This is a genomic window from Viridibacillus sp. FSL H8-0110 (genome assembly GCF_038003565.1).
Lineage (GTDB): Bacteria > Bacillota > Bacilli > Bacillales_A > Planococcaceae > Viridibacillus > Viridibacillus arenosi.
Genome location: NZ_JBBOPJ010000001.1, coordinates 350,307 through 376,834, shown reverse-complemented (window position 1 = coordinate 376,834; position 26,528 = coordinate 350,307). Strand labels below are relative to the sequence as shown.

Here is a 26,528-nt window from a genome sequence, read left to right as displayed (position 1 = left end):
TAAACCTCGCTTTAAAGCGAGGTTTATTTTCCTGCTATTTTAATCGATTTGTTTTGTTGGGGGAAGCATCGTTAAGGCAATTCTCCCTTTATCCTTTTCAATCTTTTCTACCCATACTGTTACGATGTCGCCAAGAGCTACTACATCTAAAGGATGTTTTACATAGCCGTTTTTTAATTTAGAAATATGGACAAGACCATCTTGTTTAACACCGATATCGACAAATGCACCGAAATCCACTACGTTGCGTACCGTCCCTTGCATCTCCATTCCTGATTGCAAATCTTCCATTTTCAAAATATCTTTCTTTAATAATGGTTGCGGGAAAGCGTCGCGTGGATCACGTGAAGGTTTCATCAATGTATCAATGACATCTTTTAACGTTACTTCACCTATATCCAACTGGGAGCTCAAAGTTGAAATATCTAAGTTTGCTAGCGCTTTTTCAGCTTCTGTTGTACCTAGCTGTTCCTTCTTAATAGAAGCAACTTCAAGTAGTTGGTTTGCAAGGTCATAACTTTCTGGGTGAATACCCGTTGCATCTAACGGGTTTTTCGCTTCAGAAATTCGTAAGAAACCGATTGCTTGTTCATACGTTTTAGCCCCCAGACGCGGAATTTTCTTCAACTGTGTACGAGCTGTAAACTTCCCATTTTCACCACGGACTTTAACAATGTTTTCTGCTACTGTTTTTGATAACCCTGAAACATATTGTAAAAGTGAAGATGATGCAGTATTCACATCTACACCTACTTGGTTAACAGCTGTTTCAACGATAAATGTTAAAGAGTCTGCAAGCTTTTTCTGAGATACGTCATGCTGGTATTGCCCAACACCTACTGCCTTCGGTTCAATTTTCACAAGCTCAGCCAGCGGATCTTGTAATCTTCTCGCAATCGAAACAGCACTACGTTGTTCAACTTGTAAATCCGGAAACTCATCCCGTGCTACTTCCGATGCGGAATACACACTTGCTCCAGCTTCATTAACAATAACAAATGCTGTTTCACTATTTAATTCTTTCAAACATTCTGCTACAAACTGCTCTGACTCGCGGGAGGCTGTCCCATTACCAATAGCGATAATAGATATAGGATACCTTTGCAATATGTCCTTGAATACCTTCTTGGATTGCACTGGATCCGCTTTTGGCGGATGTGGATAGATAACAGAGATTTCAAGCATTTTACCCATGTCATCCACTACAGCTAATTTACAACCCGTTCGATATGCTGGGTCAAGTCCCAATACAAAGCGATCTTTTAATGGAGGTTGTAATAGTAGGTTACGTAAATTTTCAGAGAAAATATGAATTGCTTGAGCCTCTGCCTTCTCCGTCAACTCTCCGCGCAATTCTCTTTCAATTGAAGGCTGAATTAATCGTTTGTATGCATCTTCAACGGCTAATTCAACTTGTTTGGCTGCTGGTGAGGATGTACGCGGAATCCATTCTGTACACATCAATTGATGTACACGCTCTACTGGTACAGCTATATTGATTTTCAAAATGTCTTCTTTTTCACCACGATTAATAGCTAGTATGCGATGAGGAACAATTTTATTAATTGGTTCTTCATATTCATAGTACATTTCATAGACTGATTTTTCGTCTAAACTTTGATCTTTTACTGCCGAAAGAATCTTGCCATTTTGCCATGATAGCTTACGAATTTTCTCACGAATAGCTGCATCATCTGCAAAACGTTCTGCTAAAATATCGCTAGCACCTTGTAATGCTTCCTCTATTGACTCCACATTTTCATTAATGTAAGGTGCAGCTAACTCAGCTAGTGAAGTTAATTCAAATTTCATCAATTCATCCGCTAAAGGCTCTAACCCCTTTTCTTTAGCAATTGTCGCTTTTGTTCTACGCTTTTGTTTATAGGGACGATATAAATCTTCCACTCTTTTTAAAATGGATGCCGCCTCTATATCTTTTTTAAGTTCTTCAGTTAGTTTGCCTTGTTCATCAATAAGGCGAAGTACTTCTTCTTTTCGTTGTTGTAGTTGTTGTAAATACTGATAACGATCTTCGATTGCTTTAATCTGGACTTCATCAAGTGAACCAGTTGCTTCTTTACGATAGCGCGCTATAAACGGCACTGTATTTGAGCCTTCTAGCAATTCGATAACCGATTCTACTTGTTTTGGTCGGATGCTAAGTTCTTTCGAAATTAATTGCTGCATTTTTTTGTTGTCCATACAGTCACAACCTTTCTCTATCCTATTTATCTTATCATATAGGTAAGTTCAAAAACCTTTATCAGGTGGCTTTGAATCACCTTAAATTTCATTAATTTACAATAAATAAAAAAGCCTACTCAAAAGAGCAGACTCCTAACATCAAAGTTTCTATTGTTATTTTGGCTCTCGCCAACCATCGCCGCTTTAATAAGGTGTCCAGTCTTTCAATACCACGCCATATTATTAATTCGCGCATGGCATAGATAGAGATTCTTATATTACATAAACCTGCATTTATAACGATTATTAAACCATTAATCTATTTTATATAAAAATTTTCAATGGATACTACTGGTGGCACCAACGGCTTCTCGTAGCTTTTTAATCGCTTTTCTTTGTAGTCTTGAAACATGCATCTGTGAGATCCCCAGACTTTCCCCTGCTTCTTTCTGGCTTAATTGTTCCAAATATGTAAGCTGAATGATACGTTTTTCTTTCTCTGTTAAAACCGTCATAGCTTCAGCTACAATCATGCGTCGATTTGTTTTCTCATATTCTTCATCTTCATTACCAACGATATCGAAAAGAGTCATAGAACTACCATCTGAATCGGATTCCAATGTATAATCCATCGATAACGCTTGATAACTCTGCCCCATTTCCATTGCTTCTAATATTTCTTCTTCCTCCACTCCCAAGTACTCTGCAATTTCATTTACATGAGGAGAACGCTGGAATTCTATTGTCAGTTGTTCTACTGCGGACTTAATACGTGGCCCAAGCTCTTTAATACGTCTTGGCACATGGACATCCCACGATTTATCACGTAAAAAACGCTTTATCTCACCAATAATTGTGGGAACTGCAAAAGCTTCAAAGTTACGACCAAAAGACACATCAAACCTTCTAATAGCACCAAGTAATCCAAGCATACCTACTTGGACAATATCATCGTGGTAAGATCCACCTTTTGAATACTTTCTTGCAAGCGACTCTACTAAGTATTTATATTGTAAAACTAAATTGGTTTGCGCTTCATTATCTTCATTTTCTTGATATCTATTAATCCATTCTATAACTTGCTCTTTTGAAGCTGATTTAGAGGGTGATTTTTTCCACATTTTCAGTCACCTGCTCTCTGGCGACATATTTTGTCATTAAAACAGTAACGCCATTGTCGTTAAGCACTTTTACCTCATCCATTAGAGTTTCTATTAAATAAAGACCGAGGCCACCTTCTCGAATAAATTGAACATCTTCTTCTTCATGATAAGGACCAACCCTTTTTCTCACTTCCTTAAAATCAAAGCTATAACCATAATCCGCTACCATGATTTCAATTTTTTCTTTATATAACGCACAACCTACTACGACTTCACCGTCATCATCTTCTTCATAAGCGTGTTGAATAGCATTAGTAATCGCTTCACTTGATGCAATTTTCAAATCTTCAATATCATCATAAGAAAAGCCAATTCGATTCGCTAAACCTGAAATGGTTAAACGTATAACCCCTACATATTGAGGCTTTGCTGGTATTCTCATTTCAAAGTAATCAAATTCCTTCATGGTTAGTAGTCGCCTTCCCCTCTTCTTCAATATTCATTATGTCACTTAGTCCAGTTATATTAAACAAGCGATATAAACGTGGTGATAACCCTCTTAATTTCACATCTCCACCGACGCTAATTACGTTTTTGTAAAAAGCAACGATGACACCTAATCCTGTACTATCCATATATACTACATCATGAAAGTCTAATTCAATCTGAATATTCTCAGTTAATTTAATGATATTTAGTTGCTCACGAAGCTTAGGTGCAGTGAAGGCATCTATTTCTCCATTGACATAAGCTATACTTTTTTGTGCGTCTATAGTTTCTAGTTTGAAATCCACATTAAAATCTCCTTCCAACTACTAATCTAGTTCAATTACTCATATATTACCCTATTTTGATAGCATTAAACCTTTTCATTAGTTTTTTTAAAATTTCTTACATTAAATGTACTCAGTATCCACCCTCTCATTAGACTAATAATGACAATCATCAATTAAAAAAAGCACCAAAGTGAGATTCACTTCAGTGCTTAACATTTATGTATACCGTTAAAATTTCAAAAGTCCCAAGCTAATTTCTAATGCTTCTTCTACTTTTTCCATTAAGGGATCATCAAGTTGTGTTATTTTATCAGTCAATCGTGATTTATCTATTGTACGCAATTGTTCAAGTAAGATGACTGAATCTCTTTCGAAACCATACTGCTTAGCATCTATTTCGACATGAGTTGGTAGTTTTGCCTTCTGAATTTGCGCAGTAATGGCCGCAATAATTACTGTTGGGCTGAAACGATTTCCTATGTCATTTTGAATAACCAGAACGGGTCTTGTACCACCTTGCTCAGACCCGATAACTGGTGATAAATCAGCAAAAAAAACGTCACCACGTTTTACGATCAAGTTTTCATCCTCCGCTTACGAGACGCTCCACCATATGTTCAGCTTCATATTCTAAATGTAAACATTCGCTACATATGGATAAGTTAATTTGTGACATCTCTATATAACCTTTAACCATTGCTTCTCGTATTTGATTTTGTTTGTATTCTCTTTTGTATCTCTTGGTTGGTGTATAAACGAATTCATCGCATTCTGTCGTAATTTGTCTATAAGCTTGTTCAATATTCTCAGCCATCTTATGCTTAGGGAGCTCTAAGATAACTTCACTTATCCTCTTCTTATTCACGGCCAGCACCTCCGACAAAACATTCCATCTTTTTCAATTCAACTTTCAACTTATCCCTATCTTAACATTGAAATTAATTGTTGAATAGACAAGAAAGGTAAGAATTTGACATTGTGGGTGGAAATGTTTTTATTTGTCGGCTGCAATCATTGTTATTAAAGACTTAAAGTTGTTGAAATTACTTATAAATTCTTGGGATTCTTGATGTTAACATACACGGTATTTCATATACAATTGTCTGAAGTCTATCTGACCATTCTTTCATCTGAATTTCCTCTTGCTGTTGTCGACCAATTAATATAACCTTTTCTCCAACCGACATTTCATATGGAAGCTTGATCATACATTGATCCATGCAAATACGTCCAATTATCGGAACGCGATTCCCTTGTATCAATACTTCTTGACCAGCAAGTCCTCGTAATAGACCATCAGCATAGCCAATCGGCATTGTACCAATCCACTCATCTTCAGTTGCTACATAGTTGCCACCATAACTCACTGTATCACCTTGTTCAATTTTCTTCACATGAACAAGTTCACTTTCAAGTGACAAAGCTGGTTTCAAAGAAAATGGTAGATGCTTTTCCACATATGGTGATGGTGCTAGTCCATACATAGACACACCGAATCTGACGGCATCAAATTGCACATTTTCTTTATTTAATGTGGCAGCTGTATTGGCAGCATGTACAAGACGCGGCTTCTTAGGTAAACTCTCTACAAACGATATGAACGTTGCTAATTGTTCGTTGTATTGAGTAGAATCTTCTTCATCTGCTGTTGCAAAATGAGTGAAAATGCCATCGATTAAAAAGTGCTCGTTCGCATCGATGGCATTATATAATGCTGTTAACTCAGTTAGTTTTCTAACGCCGATACGTCCCATACCGCTATCAATTTTAATATGTAGCTTCAAAGGTTTTTCAAAGTTCGCTGCTTGTTTCGCAACTTCATTTACCCAATCCAACGAAAACACAGTTAGAGATATATCGTATTGTGCTGCAAAAGTTGCAAAATATACCGGTGTTGCTCCTAAAATTAAAATTGGAGCTTCTTTTATAAACTCTCTTAAATGAAGTGCTTCCTCAGGAGTCGCTACGGCTAGCATTGAAGCTCCAGCCTGTAACGATGCATTTGCTACCTGTAAATCACCATGACCGTATGCATTCGCTTTAACAACTGCAATAATTTCTGTCGTCGTATTTAAGTGTTCACGCAGTTGTTTGATGTTAAATTGAATATTTTCTAATTCAACGATTGCCTTAGTAGGGCGGAAATATTGATGCTGATACATAGATGATCCCTCTTTAAAAATGGATTTTTTTCTATTATCCGCCCTGAAAAAGGTTAGGTCAAATGTTTCATCACTTTACTTCGCCATTTACCATAGATGATGCAACTTCCACCATCTCTTCACGAGTTAAAGAATTTGTCGCTATAAAGAAAGATACCCCATTTTTCTCCCAGCTAATCGAATTATCTGTAATTGCTCCAATAGTAAATCCTAAATCAGCAGGATCACCTGGTGCAAATACCGGAACAGAGAGTGGATTTGTTTTAGCAGCTTGTTCAATCACTGTGAATGGCTTGTCACCCTCGAATGTCAAAATTCTTCTTTCACCATCTGCACTTGCAACTGTTTTTTCATCAGTCAGTTTGACATTATCCCATTTAAGAACTGGATAATGCGTTTGGAATTCAGGATTTTCAATTTCAGCTCCTGCTTGTGCATCACCTGTTACGCTTTTAGTCCCTGCTTTATCTTCTCCAGTTGCATTCTCTGATGTTTTTCCAGAGTCATCTTTAGCATTTTCTTTTTCAGTTGTGGTTCCTTCAGCTTTTTCATCAGTTGCATTTTCCTTCGTTGCTGTTTCATCAGTTGTCCCTTTATCATTCGCGCCTTTTTTAGAGAAATCCTCTACTGCATAGTCTGTACCTTTTCTTGACGTTCCAAGCGAGATTTTCTTAAATGTAATAACAATTTGTTCTTCCTTTGCTTCATTTAATACCGAAACTTTAGTTGGAAGTAATGTCTTTTTATCAATAAAAATTTGCTGATAAGGTAACATCTTCGAATGATTATTACGTGTCTTAACTTCAAAGACATAAGACTTGTCTGATTCTGTCATTTTTGCATTCTCGTCAGCCTTTAAATCTTCAGCAAGTGCACCGATTAAGTAAGCCTGACTATTTTGTTTCGGCCAATCACTTTGGAATTTATACGTCTTTTTCATAGAAGGTGTTACTACAAATACACCATCTTCATTGCGTATAATCATTTGCGAATCTTTTTCCCCTTGTTGTGCAACGGCTACACGATAAAAATCGGGTTTTGTATGCCATACATTTACATCATAAGTACGGGGTTCTGTACCTGATTTAATCTCCATCTGGGCGGTCAAATCATACCCCTTTGTTTCTGTCCATTTATTACTCGTTTTTTTCAAAACTGCTTCCTTTGAATTTGAACCACAAGCTCCCAAAACCAGTGATACAATCATAAGTAACGCAAACACTATAAAACGTTTTCGCAATTTCCCATCCCTTCTCAATTCTATCCGTTAAGATATCTTATGAAACAAGCTAAGCGTTTATGCTAGAAGGATTACTTGAGCTGCAGCATATTCTTTAGAGTGGGTTATACTTACATAACCATCTACACTTTTCCCTTTAAAATAAAGAATCGGTTGACCCAACTGATTGGGCAAAACTTCGATGTCTAGAAATCCGCAACTCTTACCAATGCCCGTTCCATTTGCTTTTGAGTAAGCTTCCTTAGCAGAAAATCTCCCTGCTAAGAACTCCATTTGGCGACGTGCTTTTAATGTATCAAAAATAGCGAGTTCCTTATTTGTTAAAATGCGCTGTCTAAATTTTTCACTGAGATCATTGGATCGTTTGACACGTTTGATTTCGACGATATCTAATCCGATTCCTTTTATCATATAAGGTTCCCCTTTCTTTCATCAGCTAAAACAATGTATAATAATTATACAAAATTGAGGTGAATAGATGTTTAATCGTAGAGAAAATTTTTCACAGTACATAAAATATTACCCTGTCGTTTCATTAATAATTGCATTAAATATTTTAATCTATGCAATAGGGGTTTTACCTATTGTTGGTGATAACGTATTCAACTTAGGTGCCGGTGCAAACTTTTTAATTGCCGACGGGGAATATTGGCGACTAGTGACTCCTATCTTCCTTCACGCAGGTTTTCTACACTTACTATTTAATATGTTCTGGCTTTATTTATTTGGTCCTGAACTTGAAAAAATTGCAGGGAAGATGAGATTCTTCACCATCTATTTTTTCGCAGGACTTTTAGGTAATGTAGCAACCTATTTAATACAACCACCAAACTACATCAGCGTTGGTGCTAGTGGTGCTATATTTGGTATTTTCGGTGCATTTGCTGCACTAGTCTATTATACGAGAAATACCATGCCACAATTAAAACAAACAATCCTGCCTCTTATCATTGTAAGTGTAATAATGACATTCCTACAATCTAATGTTAATGCAACTGCGCACATTGTTGGTTTGCTAACCGGTTTCATTATCGGTCTAATTGACTTCCATCCGCGAAGAATATTAAATTGGCGGATAAAAAAGAAAAAATAAGAAAAGCTGTTGAGTTTCATACTCAACAGCTTTTTCTTATGGCCCATAAACCTGTTGTTCATCATGAACCTGTTTCATATTCGGTTTATACCAAGTCATTATTTCTTCCATATCATTTTTTTCAAAATGAGCAATCACTGCGGATGACCCCATTGAACCTGACATAATCGTCGTTCCAATTGAAGCAACACCTTTTTTTCTTTGGAAGTACGTTTGCCGCAAACTCATCTGCTGAATACGTTTTTTCTCCATGAAGACTGTAATCCGACTAAATGAACGATAACTAATTGTTAGTTGATGCCCCTCTACTGCATAACCCGCAGTCTTATGCTGCCATAAACCAAGTAAAATCGCTAACGGTATAATGATTAATGACAATAATCCATAAGGGAAAAAGAAGTAACTTACCACCCCAATCAATGGTAGCATCCATAAAAAATCGGAGCGATAGTAAAACGAACGACCCTTTTTAGGGGAACGTTTCAGTATTGGTAACCAATTAATTTCTGGGAACAATTGTTGTAAAGGAGTTATTGCTTGACCCCTTTTCACAAGTGGCATAAGAATAATTTTCTTATCTTTATCCAGCACTGCACCTCCAGCACTTTCCACAACAACCGTTGCATAACCAAACATTTGACGCAATGGATTCTCTACAATTTTAATACCTTGAATTCGATTGATTGGAATAGTTATACGTTTTTTCTCTAATAACCCCCGCGTAATAATAAGCTTGTCATTTTCACGTTCAACAATGAATCCATAATTACTTAATAATGTTAGAACGACAGACAGTGCCCAAGCAATAAGTAGCACGAAAAATACCATTAGAGCTAATAATACTACGCCCACTTTAATAAATGCTTGAAATTCACCATACAAATAATCGTAAGGAATAATATTTCCAAACTGTGATGCAATAGCCGCTATGCCTGAAAACACCACTCCAATACCACCTGATGTGGTTGCTAAAACAAGTAAGTCCTTTATAGACATATTGAAGATAACATCTCTTTGGATATCCTCTTCAATATATTGTTTTTGTTGATTTGAGACTGTCTTAGCATCAGTTTCAGTTACATTTTCATGTCCAATTTCATCTACTGATTCATTTAGAGTAGTTACTTGTCGTTTCTCCCTTTTCGTCCGTTTCATCTCAATTTCAATCATGTCAGCAGCGATTCGCGTGATAGCAGTCAATTCCGCCTCTGCTTTCCCATCATTACTACCAGCTGTTTCTACACTGACTTTGACAAGCCCAAATGGCCGATGGAAAATCCCCTCTTGATAATTCAAGCTTTGAATCCTTTCAAATGGGATATAACGTTTCTTTTTTACGAAAAGTCCATACTCCACTCTAAGTTCACCGTCTTCAAACCAGTAAACAAAGCGCCTCCATTTCACAATCCCACCAATTAAATTTAGCATTAATAAGAAAACAGCAATTGCTAATGGTATAAGATCCGACCAAAATTCTTCATCATGTGGATCTAAATTCAACTTAAAGCCATTACTAACTAAAATAATGACAAACGGTAATATTAAATCCTTCAAACCTGTGATGAAATTTATAACAGCTGATATTGGGTGCAATTTAAATTTTTCATCAGACATCGTCTTCCGCCACCCTTGCTAATTCAGATATACGCGCCCGTAAATCATCTGCCTCAGCCATGACGAGCGCCGGAATTGTATGCGTCGTTGCTGCTGTTGAGATTGTCATTTCAGCTAATCCATAACGCTTTAATATTGGACCTTGCGAAGTATCAACATGTTGTACTCGCACCATCGGCACTAATGTCCTAACAACAATAAACAACCCATGTTGCACTTCAATTTCTTGTTCACGTACTTCGTAACGCCAATGGTCCCAACGTATTTTAGGAAATAGATAAATAAATAAAAATGCAAAAACAAACGGCACTACTGCGCAGATTATGTATATCCACCAATACCATTCAAAAAACCACGTTAACGCCCCAACACCTGCCACCACTAATAAAACAATCAGTGATTGAATGATACCGTAAACACGCCATACGGTTAGACCTTTTCTCGATATTTGGTATTTTGGTTCTACACTCACTTTGTCCACCTCACTTCTCTTATAAATCTTTTACGTTTGAATACTATGAAATGTTTCAATTATTTTCAGTCTACAGAGAGGCCGTTGAACTGTCCAATAGTTAAGTGCCAAATACATCCATACCTATATATATAAAATAAAAAAGCTACCCCACCGAAATGGAATAGCTTTTTCAAATAAATTTTAGTCTTCACTACGTTTGCGTGGTGCACGAGTGCGTCCACCTTGGCTAGCTCCGCCTTCACGACGACCGCCACCTTCACGACGACCACGATCTCCTCCACGTTCTCCACGGCTTCCACCGCGTTCTCCGCCACGTCCGCTGCGTTCTCCACCACGGCTGCTGCCGCCGCTTGAGCGACCGCCACGGTAACCGCCACCGCCGCCACTTGAGCGACCGCCACGACTGCCGCCACCACCTGAACGTCCGCCACGTTGTGGTAATGGGCGTTCTTCAGTGATTTTAATTGGTGTATCATCCGGCTCTTTAGTCATTGATTTAATAGCCGCTGCTACTAAGTCAACAGCTTCGTGTTTAGCTAATAAGTCTTCTGCCATTGAACGGTAATCACTTAAGTGATTTTTCTCAACTAGTTCAGTTAATTGTTCTACTGCAAGAGCTTGTTGGCCAACTAAAGCCTCATCCGCTGTTGGTGGACGAAGAGCTGTCATACGTTTTTTAGTTGTTTCTTCAACGATACGTAGGTAACCCATTTCACGTGGAGTTACAAATGTAATTGCCATACCTGATTTACCAGCACGACCTGTACGTCCAATACGGTGAACGTAAGATTCTGGGTCTTGTGGGATATCGAAGTTATAAACGTGAGTTACACCTGAAATATCAAGGCCACGAGCTGCTACGTCTGTTGCAACTAATACATCAATTTTGTTTTCTTTGAATTGACGTAATACTGAAATACGTTTTGCTTGGCTTAAATCACCATGAATACCTTCAGCAAGGTAACCGCGAATGCTTAAAGCGTGAGCTAATTCATCAACACGACGTTTTGTACGACCAAATACGATCGCTAATTCTGGTTGGTGAACATTTAAAAGACGAGAAAGGATATCGAATTTTTCGCGTTCTTGAGACTTAACGAAAAATTGCTCAATGTTTTCTACTGTCATTTCTTTAGATTTAATTTTAACCACTTCAGGATCTTTCATGAATTTCTCTGCAATTTTACGAATTGGTCCAGGCATAGTAGCTGAGAACAGTAATGTTTGGCGTTCAGCTGGAACGTTTTCTAAAATTGTATTGATATCTTCGATGAATCCCATGTTTAACATTTCATCAGCTTCGTCTAACACAAGTGTTTGAACGTTATCTAATTTCAATGTACGACGGTTGATATGGTCAAGAATACGACCAGGAGTACCAACAATAATTTGCGGTTTATTTTTAAGAGCACGGATTTGGCGACCAATATCCTGTCCACCATATACTGATAAAATTCGTGCACGTGTATCATAACCAATTTTATGAAGTTCTTCAGAAACTTGGATTGCTAATTCGCGAGTTGGGGCAATAATTAAGCCTTGGATTGCAGGATTATTGATATCAATTTTCTCGATAAGCGGAATACCAAACGCTGCAGTTTTACCAGTACCAGTTTGTGCCTGGCCGATAATGTCGCGTCCTTCTTTCGCAAATGAAATTGTACCTTCTTGGATTGGGGTTGCTTCTTCAAAGCCCATACGTGATAGGGATTTTTGGATAGAAGCGCTAACGTTTAATTCTGAAAAATTTGTCAAAGTTTCATTCTCCTTTTTGCTCATGCATTTGACAAATGGTTACATTTTCAGATGAAAATAGGGCAAATCGAGCCTTGTGAGAGGAACGTTTCCGTCTCTTAATATATCTCTGTATAAGTTCCAGAGGAATTTTATATATATAAAGTAAAGCCCGGTCTTTGCCGAGCGGTTCAATTCTCGGGGAATTCTAACCCAAAAAAGAATAAACCGTAATGTTCAAAAAAAAGCACTCTCCATCATCTCGGAGAGTCTTCACACAAAATGTATCCATTGCTTTCAATAGTCTAACACGAGTATCCACACTATGCAATCAATATCCATCAGTCAAAATTATCTGTTTTTTTCACTCTAACAAAAAGTTCAGTACAGATTGAAACCATTCATACCTATCATCGCTAAAGCAAATATGGTGCTTACCATTTGGTGAAAGTATTAATTGTTTTTTTGTAGACCCTAATCGGTCATATAAAAATTGTGCGGTTATTGCTGGCACTATTCCATCCACTTCCCCTTGTACTATACAAATTGGTACTGTGATTTTTTCATAATAAGGTTCTATTTTCCGCACTAAACGAAGGAATTCTAACGTCGATGACATCGGAACATTGCTAATTTTATTGTCATAACGATGGTATAGCTCATTTTGCTCTAGCTCTCCATGAAACAAATCGTTAGTCAATTCTTTAATATCTTTTAGCAATTGACGGACGCTAATATATTTTGCCGCAGCGCTTAGTAATATCAACTTCTCCACTTCATATCGTAACGCTAGATAAAGGGCTATTAGTCCACCCATCGAAAAACCTACAACAAAGACTACATCTACTTCTTTAGCTAACTTTTTATAAGCAAGTTCCGCATCCATTAGCCAATGTTCAGCTTTATAATTATCTAAATGCAATTCTTCACCATGTCCTGAAAGAGTAGGCACAAGAACAAGCCAATCCGTTTTCTGTTGCAAGAAATCCACAAACGGTTTTAATTCTTGTGGTCCACCTGTAAAACCATGAATACAAAGCACGCCTGTTGTCATCACGTCAACCTCCGCTCATAGTGTACCCATTATTTTATAGAAAAAAAGCATCTAAAAGGAACTCAACCTTTTTAGATGCTTTTACAAATAAGTAAATTATTTAAACGCGTTTAATATATTTTCGAGTGCCATTCCACGTGAACCTTTTAACAAGACAATAGAATCTGCACCTGCATTCTTGCGAAGGTGTTGAATAATTATTTCATAATCTTCTGCAGTCCATAATAGACGATCTGCTGGTAGATTATTTTTCAACTTATCGTATAACCACTTCATACGTGGTCCAAATAAACATACTTGATGGATGTTCTTACCATCAATTTGCTCTGCAATTTCCTCATGGAACTGTTGTTCTAGCTCACCTAGTTCTAACATATCTCCAAGCACTGCCCATTTATCTGAACGTATTTCTGTCGTTTGTAAAAACTGTAATGCTGCCTTCATAGAAGTTGGCGCTGCGTTGTACGCATCATTAATAAATAAGATATCTTGCGCTCCATTTACTAATTGCATGCGCATATTGGTTAATGAAACCTCTTTTAAAGCTTCGCGAATTTGTTCCGCCGATAGCCCTACTTCACGAGCAATTAAAATCGCTACCAATGTATTTTTCACTTGGTGACTTCCTAATACTGAGATGAAGAAATCCCCATTCAACAAACCCTTAACAGTAAAAGAACTACCGTTTTCAGTTGTCGCAATATTAGTCGCCGTTATATCCGCTGATCCTTTCAGTCCAAATGATACGGCTTGTAATTCTTTTTGCACTGTAACAAGTGGTGTAAGTAATGGCTCATCACCGTCATAGAACAACTTACCACCTGGTTGTAAACCTTGAACAATTTCAAACTTTGCTTTTGCAATACCCGCTCTTGAACCAAGATCTTGCATATGCGCTTCTCCAATATTCGTGATAGCTGTAAAATGTGGTTTAGCTAATTTAGTCAAAAATTCAATTTCACCAAAACCACTCATTCCCATCTCGAGAATAGCAAAATCTGTATCTTCGTCTAGTGATAAAATTGTTAACGGTAAACCTAACTCATTATTAAAGTTGCCTTCTGTTTTTTGCACTTTGTAGTACGGCGATAACACTCCAGCTACTAAGTCTTTTGTTGAAGTTTTCCCATTTGAGCCTGTAATACCGATAAACGTTGCTCTATGCTCTTGGCGATATGCTGATGCCATTTGTTGAAGTGCCTCTTCTGCATCATCTACAAAAAGTAATGGGAGGCCAGCAGGAGGATTCGGTTCATCCTTTAGCCAAAATGATGCCGCTGCGCCGTTTTCAAATGCTTGTGTTACATAACGATGACCATTTGTTTTTTCACCACGGAAAGGGATAAATAAATCTCCCGCTTGCAACGTACGTGTATTTATTGAGATTCCTGTTACAACAACATCTTCTAATTGTTGCTGATCACAATTTAACCACTTTGCAATTTGCTTTAATGTTTTTTTCATTCTCTCATCACACTCGCGTCTTATGTCTTATTGATATTGAAGCTGTTGCTTTTCATCATGTCTTTCAATTGCCAGGTCAATCAATTGTTCGATTAAATCTGAGTAGGTAACACCTGTATGTTGCCATAAAATCGGATACATACTGACAGGCGTAAAACCTGGCATAGTATTTACTTCATTAATAACAATATCATCATCAGCTGTTACAAAGAAATCTGCACGAACAAGACCCGAACAATCTAATACTTTAAATGCACGAATAGCCATATCTTTCATACGTTCAACAACATCTGTTGTTACTGGAGCAGGTATAATTAGACCTGTATTATTATCATTATATTTTGAATCGTAATCATAGAAGTCTGTTACTGGTTTGATTTCACCAGGTACGGATACTTTTGGTGAATCGTTTCCGAGTACACCCATTTCTACTTCACGTGCAACGATTCCAGTTTCAACAATAATTTTGCGATCATATTTTGACGCAAGATCGATTGCTTTAATCAACTCTTCACGGTTAGATGCTTTACTAATTCCAACACTTGAACCTAAGTTTGCAGGTTTAACGAACATCGGCCAAGTTAGCTCTTCTTCCATTTTAGCAATTAGTGCATCTTGACTTTTGTTCCACTCTTTACGGATGAAGTAGACATAGGGAACTTGTTTTAACCCAGCATGCTCAAATAATTGCTTCATCACTACTTTATCCATTCCTGCAGAAGAAGCTAAAACTCCATTGCCGACATACGGTAAGTTCAATACTTCTAATAAACCTTGCACTGTACCGTCTTCCCCGTTCGTACCATGAAGTAATGGGAAAATAACATCAAATTCTTTTTCATCTTTATTTAACAAAAAGCTTGATACATCATTCGGAATGCTATCCTGCGTACCTTTGCCTATTTGTAATTGTTCAATTGACTCAGCTGGCGCAGTTAGCTGGTCTCCTTTTCTCCATTCACCATCGCGTGTAATGAAAATAGGGAATACATCAAATTTATCAAAGTTTAACGCTTGAGTGACTGCTCTTGCTGTGGATAAAGAAACATCATGCTCAGCTGATTTACCACCATATAATAAGCCTAATTTTTTTTTCATTTTATAAACGTCCTCCAGTTTGTTGTACTTTTAGTTTATCACGAATCAAAATGATTCATGAAATGATTTCATCGTGAAGAGTCGCAGGACTTTCAATCTTTTCTTACTAAAAATATCTTAACTTATAATAGCACTCTAGAAAATTTATGCATGCTTATATGAAAAAATTCTCCACAGAAATATCCGTGGAGAACCTTTAAAAGCAGTTGGCACTCAATGAACTTCCATAATTTGCTCTGCCTTTTTCTTTAATATTGTATTTAACTCATCCCAAATCTCATCCGGGAAAGTTAAATCAGAAATATTGCGTAGCTCTAAGACATATGCAAGGTCCGGCTTTTCAATTCTGTACATTGAAAACAATACGCCATCCTTCACTTCCTCACGAAAGCTTGTAAGCATTTCTTTCGTAAAGGCTGGAATACTGTCTTTTACTTTTCTTCTCCAAAATGTCGCAGGTTTTTCTTTTTCTTGAATAATGGCATTAAACAAATTAGCTACTAATTCTTCGACATCTTGTAAATCTCGAAAATAAATTTTAGACATCTTCTCATCTTCATTGGCCAAGTATACGTATTTATTTTGTAACTGGTGATAAAACGGCGTCCGGACAGGCTCTTTTTTATGACCAATATATAATAACTCCGCCTGTTCTTGTGGCGTTAAAAGATTTAATCGTTTTTCGTCAGAGAAATCAATCCAGCAAAGCTCTTTTTTTGAATCTGAGGCTTTCTTTATAAATTTGCGGATACTTCTTTCCTCTACGAATTCTAACTGTGTATGCATATTGAATGAACCGTCTTCGTATTCATTTTTCAAGAGTAAAATATTTTGAAGCGGACCGACTGAAGAAACGAATTCTTGAAACGTTAAACCACTAAAAATGACAAATTGATTAATCTCATTCATATGTACATATAAGTGGTGCAAAAAATCATCAGCAGCTCGCATTTTTTTTGCCAAGTCGATCACCTCATTTCCAACTCTCATTATAAGATGAATTATCATAATTTGAAACATTTGTGATTCGATTTCGTCACATCTTTATAATGAAGCGTGATACAATGATTTACGCTATAATGAAATGAGAAATGAAACTAAATAATTTAGGTGACGTAAATGAATACAAATAAAAAATTTTCCGATCGTTTTGACTGGACGCTCGCTTTTATAATGCTCCTATTTTGTATTATCAGTATAATAGCTATCTCTTCAGCTCAAACTTCTGGTCAATATGCAGCAAACTTTGTAACTAAACAATTATTTTGGTATTTTATCGGTGGATGTATTATTAGTGCGATGATGTATTTTGAACCCGACCAGTACAAGAAAATGTCCTGGTATTTATATGGAGCCGGAATTTTCCTTTTAGCTCTATTATTGATTGCCCCTGGTGGAGAAGGTCAAATTGCCGAACCCAGAAATGGTGCAAAAAGTTGGTTCCATTTACCTGTAGGTGATATTCAGCCTTCCGAATTTATGAAAACATTTTTCATACTCGCACTCGCCCGAATGGTTAGTAAGCATCATGAAAAATACTCTATGAGATCTTTAAAAACAGATTTCATGTTATTGGGTAAAATTTTTGGCGTATTATTAATTCCATTAGCATTTATTATGAAACAGCCTGATTTAGGTTCTGCACTCGTATTCTTTGCTATTACTGCTGCAACTGTAATTGTAGCAGGGATTTCTTGGAAAATAATTTTACCTATAGCAGGTAGTGCAGCAGCTTTAGGGGCGGGTTTATTATGGATGGCCCTTTATATGCAAGACTTCCTACAACACACATTGGGTTTCAGCCCTTATCAATTTGCTCGAATCTATTCTTGGCTAGACCCTTATTCCTATGCTTCTAGTGATGGCTATCACTTAATTTCATCCTTAAACGCCATTGGCTCAGGTGAGATTTTCGGAAAGGGTTTCCAAGGTCGTGAAGTATATGTTCCTGAAAACCACACAGACTTTGTCTTTAGTGTAATCGGTGAAGAGTACGGCTTTATAGGAGCGAGCGTCGTTATTTGTTTATTCTTTTTCCTTATCTTCCATTTAACAAAGTTAACTTTGCAAATGAAAGACCCATTCTGTACATATGTTTGTGCTGGGATTATAGCGATGATAACATTCCACGTATTAGAAAACATCGGTATGACAATTCAGTTACTACCTATTACAGGTATTCCATTACCATTCATCAGTTACGGTGGTAGCTCAATGATGGGAAATGCACTGGCATTAGGTCTAGTATTCAGTATGAAATTCCATCACCGTACTTATATGTTCGGAAATCATGATGAGGATGAAGAGTTTTTATAATAATAGTAAAGCCCAGAGAAATTTTTTTCTCTGGGCTTTTTTGCAAATAAAAAAACTTCGACATCGTATAGTCGAAGCGGAGCATGTTAGTTTTGTGTTTGTGGTGATTGTTTTGGTGGTGCTATTGCTTTAAGTAATTCCAAGCGTGATTTTGTAGTCGTTGCTTTAACGCCAAGCTTTGATAAGTTAGAAACAATTTTAGTCAAATCTACTTCTCTTCCCATACTTTCCACCTCTTCTTTTCTTTGTATTTAAGACGCAGTGTCCCATAAAAGGTTTCAACTACATCATACCCACTAATTAAGTATTTCATGCTTATTATTATAACATTTTTTCGCCATCTGATACGTTTCAATATTGTTACATATATTAAGCGGAAGTAAATCATACTACACGATAAGCCTCATTGACAATGGTATTTTCAAAATATTTATGCTACTTACTACTCTTTAGTTCCCTTGAACAGCAATATTTAAACAAGGTATTCAAATCATTAATTTTGAATACCCCCCTATAGTATGATAAAATAATTTCATCAAACGTAGGAGGAACAAAATGACGAACGAATGTCACGATAACTCTTGTCGTAAAAGTCACCATCCAGAGCAAGTAAAAAAAGATTTAATCACTCGACTAAATCGCGCCGAAGGTCAAATTCGCGGTATTAAGGGCATGGTCGAAAAGGATGTTTACTGTGACGATATCATCACACAACTATCCGCAACACAATCAGCTTTAAATAGTGTTGCAAAAGTGCTCTTAAACGGACACTTAAAAGGCTGTGTAAAGGACAGACTAGCTGAAGGTGATGATGAAGTATTAGATGAGCTTATCACCACTATACAAAAATTAATGAGAAAATAAGGAGTGTTTGATATGGCAGAAACAATTCAATTAAACGTAGAAGGTATGTCTTGTGGTCATTGTGTAAAAGCTATCGAAACTGGCGTTAGTGAGCTTGCTGGTGTAGATGCTGTATCAGTAAATCTTCAAGAAAGCACAGTAGATGTGGCTTATGATAATACAAAATTGGATAAAACAGACATTTCAAGAGCTATTGAAGAAGCAGGATATGCCGTAAAGGGCTTAGTAGATCCTTCATAAATATCTTAATGATTTTAAAACACGCACAAAACAACTGCTACTAGCAGTTGTTTTTTTATGTTCATGGAGAATCTTTTTTATTCATATACCCACAAATCATCACAAAATACTCAGTCTTATCACATTATGATAAAAAGGAAATTGCTCAACCGCAAAAGGTCATCGTGTCACGATGGTTGTCTCATTATTCTTCATGCTTGCAACCAGGAAAACTATAAATTTGGTGTAATGAGCTTTCGTTTCGACACAATCAAACGCTCATTTATTTTATCTCTGATAGTTGTTTCTAAATTTATACAGCGTTAAAATGAACATACTTATGTTTATAGAAAGCAGGGATTATATGAAAAAATCCATCCTATTATTAATGTCCGTACAGTTTTTCGTTTATTTAGGATTTGGTTTAATCATTCCTATTTTGCCTGAAGTTGTTGTACAACAAGGCTTTAACAAAATGCATGTAGGTGGATTATTAACAGTCTATTCTTTAGCAAGCTTCTTCACAGCGCCTCTTTGGGGTATGTTATCAGATAAAATGGGTCGTAAAAAATTAATTTTAGTGGGGCTTCTTGGCTTCTGCACAAGTTTCTTATTAATTTCGCTCTTTATCGATTCACTTACAATGCTCTATGTTTCCCGCGTTGTCGGTGGACTATTCTCTGGAGCACTTTATACAGCTGTCACAGGTTTTATAGGTGACATGTCTACAGAGGAAAATCGCAATAAGTACATGGGCTTCATGGGGATGTCAATCGGTTTAGGCTTCATCTTCGGTCCAGCTATAGGTGGATTACTTGGTCATTATAGCCTGAGCTTACCATTTACAGCCTCAGCCATTTTAATCTTCCTATTATTCATTTATGCAAGTATTGTGTTAGTAGAGCCTGAACGACTTGGTGAAGCTAATAAACGAGCAATTGTTCCAAAAGGGGCTTCTACTCTTTTCAAATATCGAGTGCGATACTTATTCCTATTTTCATTCGTTGTAACATTTTTACTTGCTGGTGTTGAGTCTACTCTCCAATTATTCCAAATGGATAAAATCAACATCACTTCTGCTCAACTTGGGTCACTATTCTTATTTAGCGGCTTTGTGGATTTCTTAGTCCAAGGCGGTCTTGTTCGTCGTATTAAAGACGGATCTGAAGCTAAATGGTTAATGATCGCTCAAATTATTACAGCATGCGGTTTATTACTATTTCCTTTTACAACAAGCCTTGCTTTCGCAGGTTTTGCACTATGCGTCTTTACAGCAGGTAACGCTTTAGCAAGAACATTAACAGTTTCGTTAACATCAAAAGAATCTGGCGGTAAATACGGAACAGCAGCTGGCATAACATATTCAATGGATAATATGGGGCGTATTATCGGCCCTCTATTCTTCACTTGGGTTTTCACAATGCAAGCGAACTCAACATACTTTATTTCCGCTTCACTGGCAGTAGTAAGTATTCTAGTCATCTTGCTGTTCAAATCAGCTAAAAAGACATTACGTATTTCAGAATAAAAGCAAAAATCCAGTAACCATTATGGTTGCTGGATTTTTTCTGTAAATTTTATTGAGTTTGCAACTTTTGCCAATTCCGGATACGCTTCTTTCAATACAGATGCTCTCAACATATAAAGCGTAATAACAATAAGAGTACTACTTGATCCAAGCAAGATCCACTGTGCAGGGAATTTATCAAATAACACCCCAAATAGCATCGTTCCAAGTGGCATCATAGCCATCGCCATTGTCTCCAGAATACCGAATACTCTACCGCGATATTCTTCCTCTACTTCAGTTTGCATCATGACGCCAATTGGTGTATTTGTAAATACTCCAAATACTGAAAAGCTTATAAAAATAGCTATATAAAAAATAACTATCAAAATATACGAAAACTCTATCCAAAGTGGAATAGTCATTAAACCTAAAGATATTGCCATTAATAATATAAATCGTTTTGAAAATAATAAAGGATATTTTACTTGCTTTCTTGTCGCAAAATAAATAGAAGCTATAAGCATCCCAACTGCACCTGATGCCTCAATAATTCCGATATGCCGTGAATTCACATGTAATAATTCAACTAACACATAAGTTCCACCTACGTTCAAAGCCGAGAAGAAAAAGTTAATCCATAACGCGACCCATATAATAATTGAGACGACACGCTTTGTTTTTAAATATCTAAACCCTTCTTTAAAGCTTTGTAAAAAGTTCTCTTTATCTCCATCACTTTTACCTTCTTTTTTTGAATACAATTTAAAATCCATTGTTGCTTCGAGTAAAAAAGCTGTAGCGTATGCTGCCATATGAATTATTAAGAATACTTCTATCGAAACAAAACCATACATCATACCACCAAGAGCAGGACCACCAATTGCCGCTACCGATAATGAAGCTTGATTAAATGATGTAGCTTTTTGCAAACGTTCTCCATCAACTAAATTTGCAATAGAAGAAGAAAATGTAATACCTATAAATGTTGAAGTGATTGAATAAATTGCTGTTGTAATATAGATCGCAGTTACTGACATCCCAAATATAGATGAATACGTAAGGAGTCCACCCATAGTTAATACGGTACAAGCTTGTGCAATTAATATGATAGGTTTCTTCGAATATTTATCTGCCATCATACCTGCAATTGGTGCTAACAAAGTTCTAGGGACAATGGAACAAATCATATTCACAGCAAAAGAAGTCGCTGATCCCGTCATCGCTAAAATATATAAACTAATACCAAACCCCAATACATTTGAACCCAATGAAGAAATCATTTTACTAATCGTAAAAGTCCATAAATGATAAGTCGCTTTCTTTAACTTTAACGCTTCATCCAATTGCCATCTCCACCTTCAGTTTAATTTAATTGAAATGTTTAATTTAATTAAACAAATAATACCATGTACTTGACTTCCATTGCAAGCTAAAGTTTAATATAATTAAACTAATTCAAAATAGTGAGGTGTCTGTATGGAAACTCTCGGAACGCGAATACGTAAAATTCGCAAAGAGCGAAAGCTAACATTAGCCGAGCTAGCAGGCGACCGTTTAACAAAAGGTATGCTTAGTCTAATTGAAAATGATAAAGCCAATCCTTCTATGGATAGCTTGGCATATATTGCAGAACAGCTTGAGATTGAAGTAAGTGAATTATTAGAGGAAGTAAGCACATCAGAATTACGCGAGTTACTTGAGAAAGTGAAAAGTATCAAGGTCCCTAAGCTGTTAGAAGCAATTGATCCTCAACTTGAAAGATTACAACTAATCGAGCCTTATATAGACAGACTCCCGATTAGTTACGAAGCAGGACAACTCTTAGTGTTATATGCTGAAGCCAAATACGATGTAGAGAAGCAACATTGGGAAGAACCATTAGATCGTGCTATCCACACCTTCAAAAAGATGAACTTAATGAACGATTGGCTACGTGCCTTTATTTTAAAATCATCTGCTGTGTTCATTAATCATAATTACGAAGAATCGTTAAATATTTTACTAGCGGCAAAAAAAGACATGGAATTGAATCACTATGTAATAGATGAACTACCAAATCTTGATTTACTTTATATGATAGCTGTTGAATACTTGGCTATCGGGATGGATGAAGAAGGTTTTGGAGTCATGAACGAAGCCATCAAACTATCGAAGGAAGCACGTATTTTCTATCGCATCGATGACCTTTATCGATTAGCCGCGTTCAAAGAAATGATGTATGGTAACGAACAAGACTTACAATATTATTTGAAAAAGCTCTCTCAATATGCTGACTTTACAGACGATGTCACAACAAAAGGTTTTATCCTCTTCGCGAAAGCCCATTTCTATAACAGTTTTTTAAAAGATTATGAAAAAGGAAATGAATTTGCTGAGCAATTCTACAACTTTGACGCAGGCGAAGGAAATAAAACAATGGCCTTTTACTATATTGAAAAAGGTAAATCATTATTCGGGATGAAGCGTTATTCTGAAGCACTTGAAGCATTTGAACAAATCGATGGGTTTCCTAAAATTCACCACCCATATGATTTATCTATGCAAAATGAATTACATGCTTATAAAGCTTTATGCTATGAGCAACAAGGTCAATTAGCAAAAGCTTTAGAGGAAGCTAAAATCGGTGTTGATATAGTCGAACATTTTATCGATACACCTTATAAGCAATTTATAAATAACACATATGAAAAGCTAAAAAAGAAAGCAGATGGGCGTTAGCGCCATCTGCTTTTTAGTTTCCTTTTTCATCAGCTATACAAGCCTATTCAACATTTAATTTTTCTGTATTCCTTATACTTACTATACCATTTCTTAAAGCGTTCCCATGCTTCATCAAAGTCAGGTTGGATGATTGAAATTTGCACCCATCCACGCTCTTTTAAATACGTACTTTCATAGTGTAAATGGAAACCATTCATCGCTGCAGCATCTGCCATACTCGTTAAAGATTCGTCTGCTTTCAATGTGACGATCATTGGATAGCCTTCAGTTGTTAAGAAAGTAAAGTCGCCATCTGTAGCTGCCTGTTGTAATTTTTTATATCGTGTTTGCAATAAATCGTAGCGATTTCCTTCAGTATAGGCTAATAGCGCGTTGTTAAAACTCTCCATCAACTGCGCTGGATAAGTAAATGGAATATTATGATTAGAATAATTGCCTAAATCAATATACGATGGAAGTTGCTCATTTTTTGCAATAACATGATTTGAAAATACTACGGCTATACCACTCATTGTGCCGACTGCTTTACCACTAACCGCTGTTGCTATAAATACCTTCTCCATTGAAAAGCGATATGTTCCAAAAGAACTTACACAATCCGTACAAAGTTTCACATTATATATCTCGCATAAACTTTGTACCATCTCTAGATTATTTAACATTCCAGTAGATGTTTCACCATGAGCCATTAACAGCCACTCAAAATCAGACTGTTTTAAAATACTATCTAATTCTGCTTCGTTAAAAGATTGGCCCCAATCATAACGTAGCCAATCATGTTCTAAATGCCAACGCTCTGCTTGCTTTTGCAAGCGCTCACCAAAGGCACCGTTTGTAACAATCAATCCTCTTCCAGAGAGTTTAGTAAGCTGCGCAATCATTGCCTCATTCGCCAATGTGCCACTTCCTAACAGCAAGTGTGCATAACGCGCTCCGCTAAGTACTTCCAGTTTACTTCGCACCTGTCCGATTGTTCTAGAAAAAGAATAGGAACGATGTGATACAGGCGTTTTTAGTAAGGGTGCTTGAATGTCCTCTGTCAGTTGGACTGGCCCTGGATAAAAGGAGTAACGTCGTTGTTTAAAACGACCTGCTAACGATTTCTCATAGCGCTCTGTCGTTAATACCATCGGGATAAATTTTGCATCATCTGTCCCAACTGGCTCTGAAAATGCCTCAAAACCCATTTGCATATACAATTTTTCTTCGCGTACAGTACCAGAGATAACTGCAGCGCCATAGCCATTTTCATAAGCATAGTCGATTAGAGCTCGTGTCAGCATAAAAAAGACACGTCCATTACGATGCTCCTTCTTAACAGCTAACAATCGTACCTCACAAAGCTTCCCTAATAAAGCATCTGCAGGTAATAACTTTTCCACTGGACCAATCTTTTTATCTAAAGAGAAAGGTCGAATATCTCGAAAAGCAACCATACCAACGAGCTCTTCATCCTTCAATACAATTAAGTACATATTTTCATGATGAAAAGCATCCACTCGTCGACCGCTAGGGTTTGGCTCATGCTGAGGGATTTCTTCTACAAATGTTTCGTAGTTAAGTTTGGCGATTTCATCAAATTCATGTTCTGTTTGCGCAATTTTACACCAATACATAGAAAAGCCCCTTTAACGTTTTACTATAATAACGAAATGTTTAAATAGAAGTTTCCATATTAATACTATCAATTACAAAACAGGAATATTTTCTACTACTTTCATTTTATAGCTAAATGGCTACGAAAAAAAGGAGGTAATTCCCCATTTTGTATTATTGTGCAATTAATTCGAAGTCACCTGAATTTGTTCGGGATTTCACGATCGGGTTTCCGTTACCGATTTCGCCCATAATTCGATGTTCTTTTTTCTCTTTAAAAGTCATACCAGAATATATAACTGTCGCATCTCCTGAATCACTCATGAAATCTACACTTAAATTATCTGCCTTGTTTTTCAATATTACTGCTGTATCTCCACTTGCAGTACTAAGCGTTATATTTTCATTCAATGCATTCACTAAAATTGCAATATCACCAGAGCTAGTTTTAGCTGTAATATCCCCAGATAAATAATCCGCTGCTATCTCTCCCGATGTACTATTCATTACTATGCTCTTTGCTTTTACATCCTGTGTGCCTATATCTCCACTAGATGTCGTTAATTTCGCTTCACCATCTACGATAATGCTTTGACCTGTAATATCTCCTGAAGTTGCATCCATTAAAACTTTCTTCGCTTGCATATCTCGAACACTTATATCCCCACTAGAAGTAGTTAATTCTATGTCACCATCTACAGCAATATTATTCCCAGCAATATCACCTGAAGCGGTATGAATAGCTAACCCTTTTGTAGCAATATCTATAAACGCTACATCACCTGAAGAAGTATTCACTGATATTTTTTCATACGTAGCTTTAGGCAATGCTACTTTTAAGTGGACTGACCCTCTATTAAAACTAAAAAATGAGAATGATCTTTTAAATTTCGCTTCAGCTACAATAGTGCGATCAGTTTTCTTTACATCTAAAGAAGCTTTCTTTGCCAAATTAGGATTTGCTTTCCCTGATATAGTGAAAACCGCTTTGTCCCCTTTACTTTCAACGACTTCAATGTCAATCGACGAGCTTAATAACTCAATCGCCTCTATATCTGTTACGTCAATCTCTTCCTCGATAATCGCATTTTTCATTTTCAATCCAGTAAAGTAATAAAAGCCACAAACTATAATTATTGCTATTAAGAATATACTTATCAATACTTTCTTCATTACAGCACCTCTTTCCTTTATTTTACTATATCAAAAAGAAAGATATACCATATCCGACCAGAGACGTATTTAAAAAAGGACGCTAGATGTAAAAAAAGCCTACTCTAAGTAATACTAGAGCAAGCTTTCATT

Annotated in this window: 26 protein-coding genes; 6 read left to right on the top strand and 20 right to left on the bottom strand. The window is 36.7% G+C overall.

The annotated features are described in order from the left end of the window. Nucleotides 1-39: 39 nt before the first annotated feature. The 9 genes from MHH98_RS01940 to acpS all read right to left on the bottom strand — a co-directional run bounded on the left by MHH98_RS01940 (nt 40) and on the right by acpS (nt 7,876). A complete protein-coding gene (locus MHH98_RS01940) occupies nt 40-2,202 on the bottom strand; it encodes a Tex family protein (protein ID WP_340712199.1) in 2,163 nt (720 codons plus the stop codon). Between the two features lie 320 nt (nt 2,203-2,522). Further along, nucleotides 2,523-3,305: an RNA polymerase sigma factor SigB gene (gene sigB, locus MHH98_RS01935; protein WP_038185895.1), complete on the bottom strand. Its 783-nt coding sequence runs from the start codon at nt 3,303-3,305 to the stop codon at nt 2,523-2,525. After that, nucleotides 3,283-3,753: an anti-sigma B factor RsbW gene (gene rsbW / locus MHH98_RS01930; RefSeq protein ID WP_038185897.1), complete on the bottom strand. Its 471-nt coding sequence runs from the start codon at nt 3,751-3,753 to the stop codon at nt 3,283-3,285. The genes sigB and rsbW overlap by 23 nt, the downstream gene beginning before the upstream one ends. Beyond that, nucleotides 3,740-4,081 (bottom strand): STAS domain-containing protein, encoded by a 342-nt coding sequence (locus MHH98_RS01925; RefSeq protein ID WP_051448738.1) that lies wholly within the window; start codon nt 4,079-4,081, stop codon nt 3,740-3,742. The genes rsbW and MHH98_RS01925 overlap by 14 nt, the downstream gene beginning before the upstream one ends. Before the next feature lie 210 nt (nt 4,082-4,291). Next, on the bottom strand, nt 4,292-4,642 hold the full coding sequence (locus MHH98_RS01920; protein ID WP_038185900.1) for a type II toxin-antitoxin system PemK/MazF family toxin: 351 nt from the start codon (nt 4,640-4,642) through the stop codon (nt 4,292-4,294). Nucleotides 4,643-4,646: 4 nt separating this feature from the next. Further along, nucleotides 4,647-4,928: a hypothetical protein gene (locus MHH98_RS01915; protein ID WP_038185902.1), complete on the bottom strand. Its 282-nt coding sequence runs from the start codon at nt 4,926-4,928 to the stop codon at nt 4,647-4,649. Between the two features lie 178 nt (nt 4,929-5,106). Continuing rightward, nucleotides 5,107-6,225, bottom strand: coding sequence for an alanine racemase (gene alr / locus MHH98_RS01910; protein ID WP_340712198.1), 1,119 nt, complete (start codon nt 6,223-6,225; stop codon nt 5,107-5,109). Between the two features lie 70 nt (nt 6,226-6,295). After that, on the bottom strand, nt 6,296-7,465 hold the full coding sequence (locus MHH98_RS01905; protein ID WP_340712197.1) for a LolA family protein: 1,170 nt from the start codon (nt 7,463-7,465) through the stop codon (nt 6,296-6,298). A gap of 57 nt (nt 7,466-7,522) precedes the next feature. Then, nucleotides 7,523-7,876 (bottom strand): holo-ACP synthase, encoded by a 354-nt coding sequence (acpS, locus tag MHH98_RS01900; RefSeq protein WP_038185908.1) that lies wholly within the window; start codon nt 7,874-7,876, stop codon nt 7,523-7,525. A 67-nt stretch (nt 7,877-7,943) separates the two neighbouring features. Between acpS and MHH98_RS01895 the strand changes: the two genes are divergently transcribed. Next, nucleotides 7,944-8,558, top strand: coding sequence for a rhomboid family intramembrane serine protease (locus tag MHH98_RS01895; protein WP_076034782.1), 615 nt, complete (start codon nt 7,944-7,946; stop codon nt 8,556-8,558). 36 nt (nt 8,559-8,594) lie between these two features. On the opposite strand, the gene MHH98_RS01890 is transcribed toward MHH98_RS01895, so the two are convergent. From MHH98_RS01890 to MHH98_RS01860, 7 genes are all read right to left on the bottom strand, one after another. Continuing rightward, nucleotides 8,595-10,172 carry a PH domain-containing protein gene (locus MHH98_RS01890; RefSeq protein WP_038185915.1) on the bottom strand — a complete coding sequence of 526 codons (1,578 nt, stop codon included), beginning with the start codon at nt 10,170-10,172 and terminating at the stop codon, nt 8,595-8,597. Continuing rightward, the gene (locus MHH98_RS01885; protein WP_038185918.1) at nt 10,165-10,644 is read right to left on the bottom strand and encodes a PH domain-containing protein; all 480 of its coding nucleotides are present in this window, start codon (nt 10,642-10,644) and stop codon (nt 10,165-10,167) included. Before MHH98_RS01885 ends, MHH98_RS01890 begins: the two co-directional genes overlap by 8 nt. A 183-nt stretch (nt 10,645-10,827) precedes the next feature. Continuing rightward, entirely contained in the window at nt 10,828-12,402 is a 1,575-nt protein-coding gene (locus MHH98_RS01880) for a DEAD/DEAH box helicase (protein WP_038185921.1), read from the bottom strand. A gap of 343 nt (nt 12,403-12,745) precedes the next feature. Beyond that, nucleotides 12,746-13,435 (bottom strand): alpha/beta hydrolase, encoded by a 690-nt coding sequence (locus MHH98_RS01875; RefSeq protein ID WP_038185924.1) that lies wholly within the window; start codon nt 13,433-13,435, stop codon nt 12,746-12,748. Between the two features lie 96 nt (nt 13,436-13,531). Continuing rightward, nucleotides 13,532-14,899 carry a UDP-N-acetylmuramoyl-tripeptide--D-alanyl-D-alanine ligase gene (locus tag MHH98_RS01870; protein ID WP_038185937.1) on the bottom strand — a complete coding sequence of 456 codons (1,368 nt, stop codon included), beginning with the start codon at nt 14,897-14,899 and terminating at the stop codon, nt 13,532-13,534. A gap of 27 nt (nt 14,900-14,926) precedes the next feature. Further along, nucleotides 14,927-15,997: a D-alanine--D-alanine ligase gene (locus MHH98_RS01865; protein WP_076034780.1), complete on the bottom strand. Its 1,071-nt coding sequence runs from the start codon at nt 15,995-15,997 to the stop codon at nt 14,927-14,929. A 213-nt stretch (nt 15,998-16,210) separates the two neighbouring features. Beyond that, a complete protein-coding gene (locus MHH98_RS01860; protein ID WP_327192128.1) occupies nt 16,211-16,969 on the bottom strand; it encodes a hypothetical protein in 759 nt (252 codons plus the stop codon). Between the two features lie 147 nt (nt 16,970-17,116). Between MHH98_RS01860 and MHH98_RS01855 the strand changes: the two genes are divergently transcribed. Beyond that, nucleotides 17,117-18,313 (top strand): FtsW/RodA/SpoVE family cell cycle protein, encoded by a 1,197-nt coding sequence (locus MHH98_RS01855; RefSeq protein WP_038185946.1) that lies wholly within the window; start codon nt 17,117-17,119, stop codon nt 18,311-18,313. A gap of 86 nt (nt 18,314-18,399) precedes the next feature. Here MHH98_RS01855 and MHH98_RS01850 read toward each other — a convergent pair whose 3' ends face one another. Further along, on the bottom strand, nt 18,400-18,537 hold the full coding sequence (locus MHH98_RS01850) for an Lmo0850 family protein (RefSeq protein WP_164491933.1): 138 nt from the start codon (nt 18,535-18,537) through the stop codon (nt 18,400-18,402). A 331-nt stretch (nt 18,538-18,868) separates the two neighbouring features. Between MHH98_RS01850 and MHH98_RS01845 the strand changes: the two genes are divergently transcribed. From MHH98_RS01845 to MHH98_RS01835, 3 genes are all read left to right on the top strand, one after another. Continuing rightward, nucleotides 18,869-19,177, top strand: a complete 309-nt coding sequence (locus tag MHH98_RS01845) for a metal-sensing transcriptional repressor (protein WP_038185961.1) — start codon at nt 18,869-18,871, stop codon at nt 19,175-19,177. Nucleotides 19,178-19,189: 12 nt separating this feature from the next. Beyond that, complete coding sequence (locus MHH98_RS01840) at nt 19,190-19,417, top strand: copper ion binding protein (protein WP_340712196.1); 228 nt, start codon at nt 19,190-19,192, stop codon at nt 19,415-19,417. Between the two features lie 343 nt (nt 19,418-19,760). After that, nucleotides 19,761-20,924, top strand: a complete 1,164-nt coding sequence (locus MHH98_RS01835) for an MFS transporter (RefSeq protein WP_038185967.1) — start codon at nt 19,761-19,763, stop codon at nt 20,922-20,924. A gap of 20 nt (nt 20,925-20,944) precedes the next feature. Here the strand turns inward: MHH98_RS01835 and MHH98_RS01830 are convergent, their stop codons facing one another. Beyond that, a complete protein-coding gene (locus MHH98_RS01830) occupies nt 20,945-22,249 on the bottom strand; it encodes an MFS transporter (protein ID WP_340712195.1) in 1,305 nt (434 codons plus the stop codon). A gap of 133 nt (nt 22,250-22,382) precedes the next feature. Here MHH98_RS01830 and MHH98_RS01825 point away from each other — a divergent pair, with 133 nt between their 5' ends. Beyond that, the gene (locus MHH98_RS01825; protein ID WP_038185973.1) at nt 22,383-23,624 is read left to right on the top strand and encodes a helix-turn-helix domain-containing protein; all 1,242 of its coding nucleotides are present in this window, start codon (nt 22,383-22,385) and stop codon (nt 23,622-23,624) included. 47 nt (nt 23,625-23,671) lie between these two features. On the opposite strand, the gene MHH98_RS01820 is transcribed toward MHH98_RS01825, so the two are convergent. Then, complete coding sequence (locus MHH98_RS01820) at nt 23,672-25,243, bottom strand: GNAT family N-acetyltransferase (RefSeq protein WP_038185976.1); 1,572 nt, start codon at nt 25,241-25,243, stop codon at nt 23,672-23,674. Between the two features lie 154 nt (nt 25,244-25,397). Further along, nucleotides 25,398-26,396 carry a DUF4097 family beta strand repeat-containing protein gene (locus tag MHH98_RS01815; protein ID WP_076065587.1) on the bottom strand — a complete coding sequence of 333 codons (999 nt, stop codon included), beginning with the start codon at nt 26,394-26,396 and terminating at the stop codon, nt 25,398-25,400. Between the last annotated feature and the right edge of the window lie 132 nt (nt 26,397-26,528).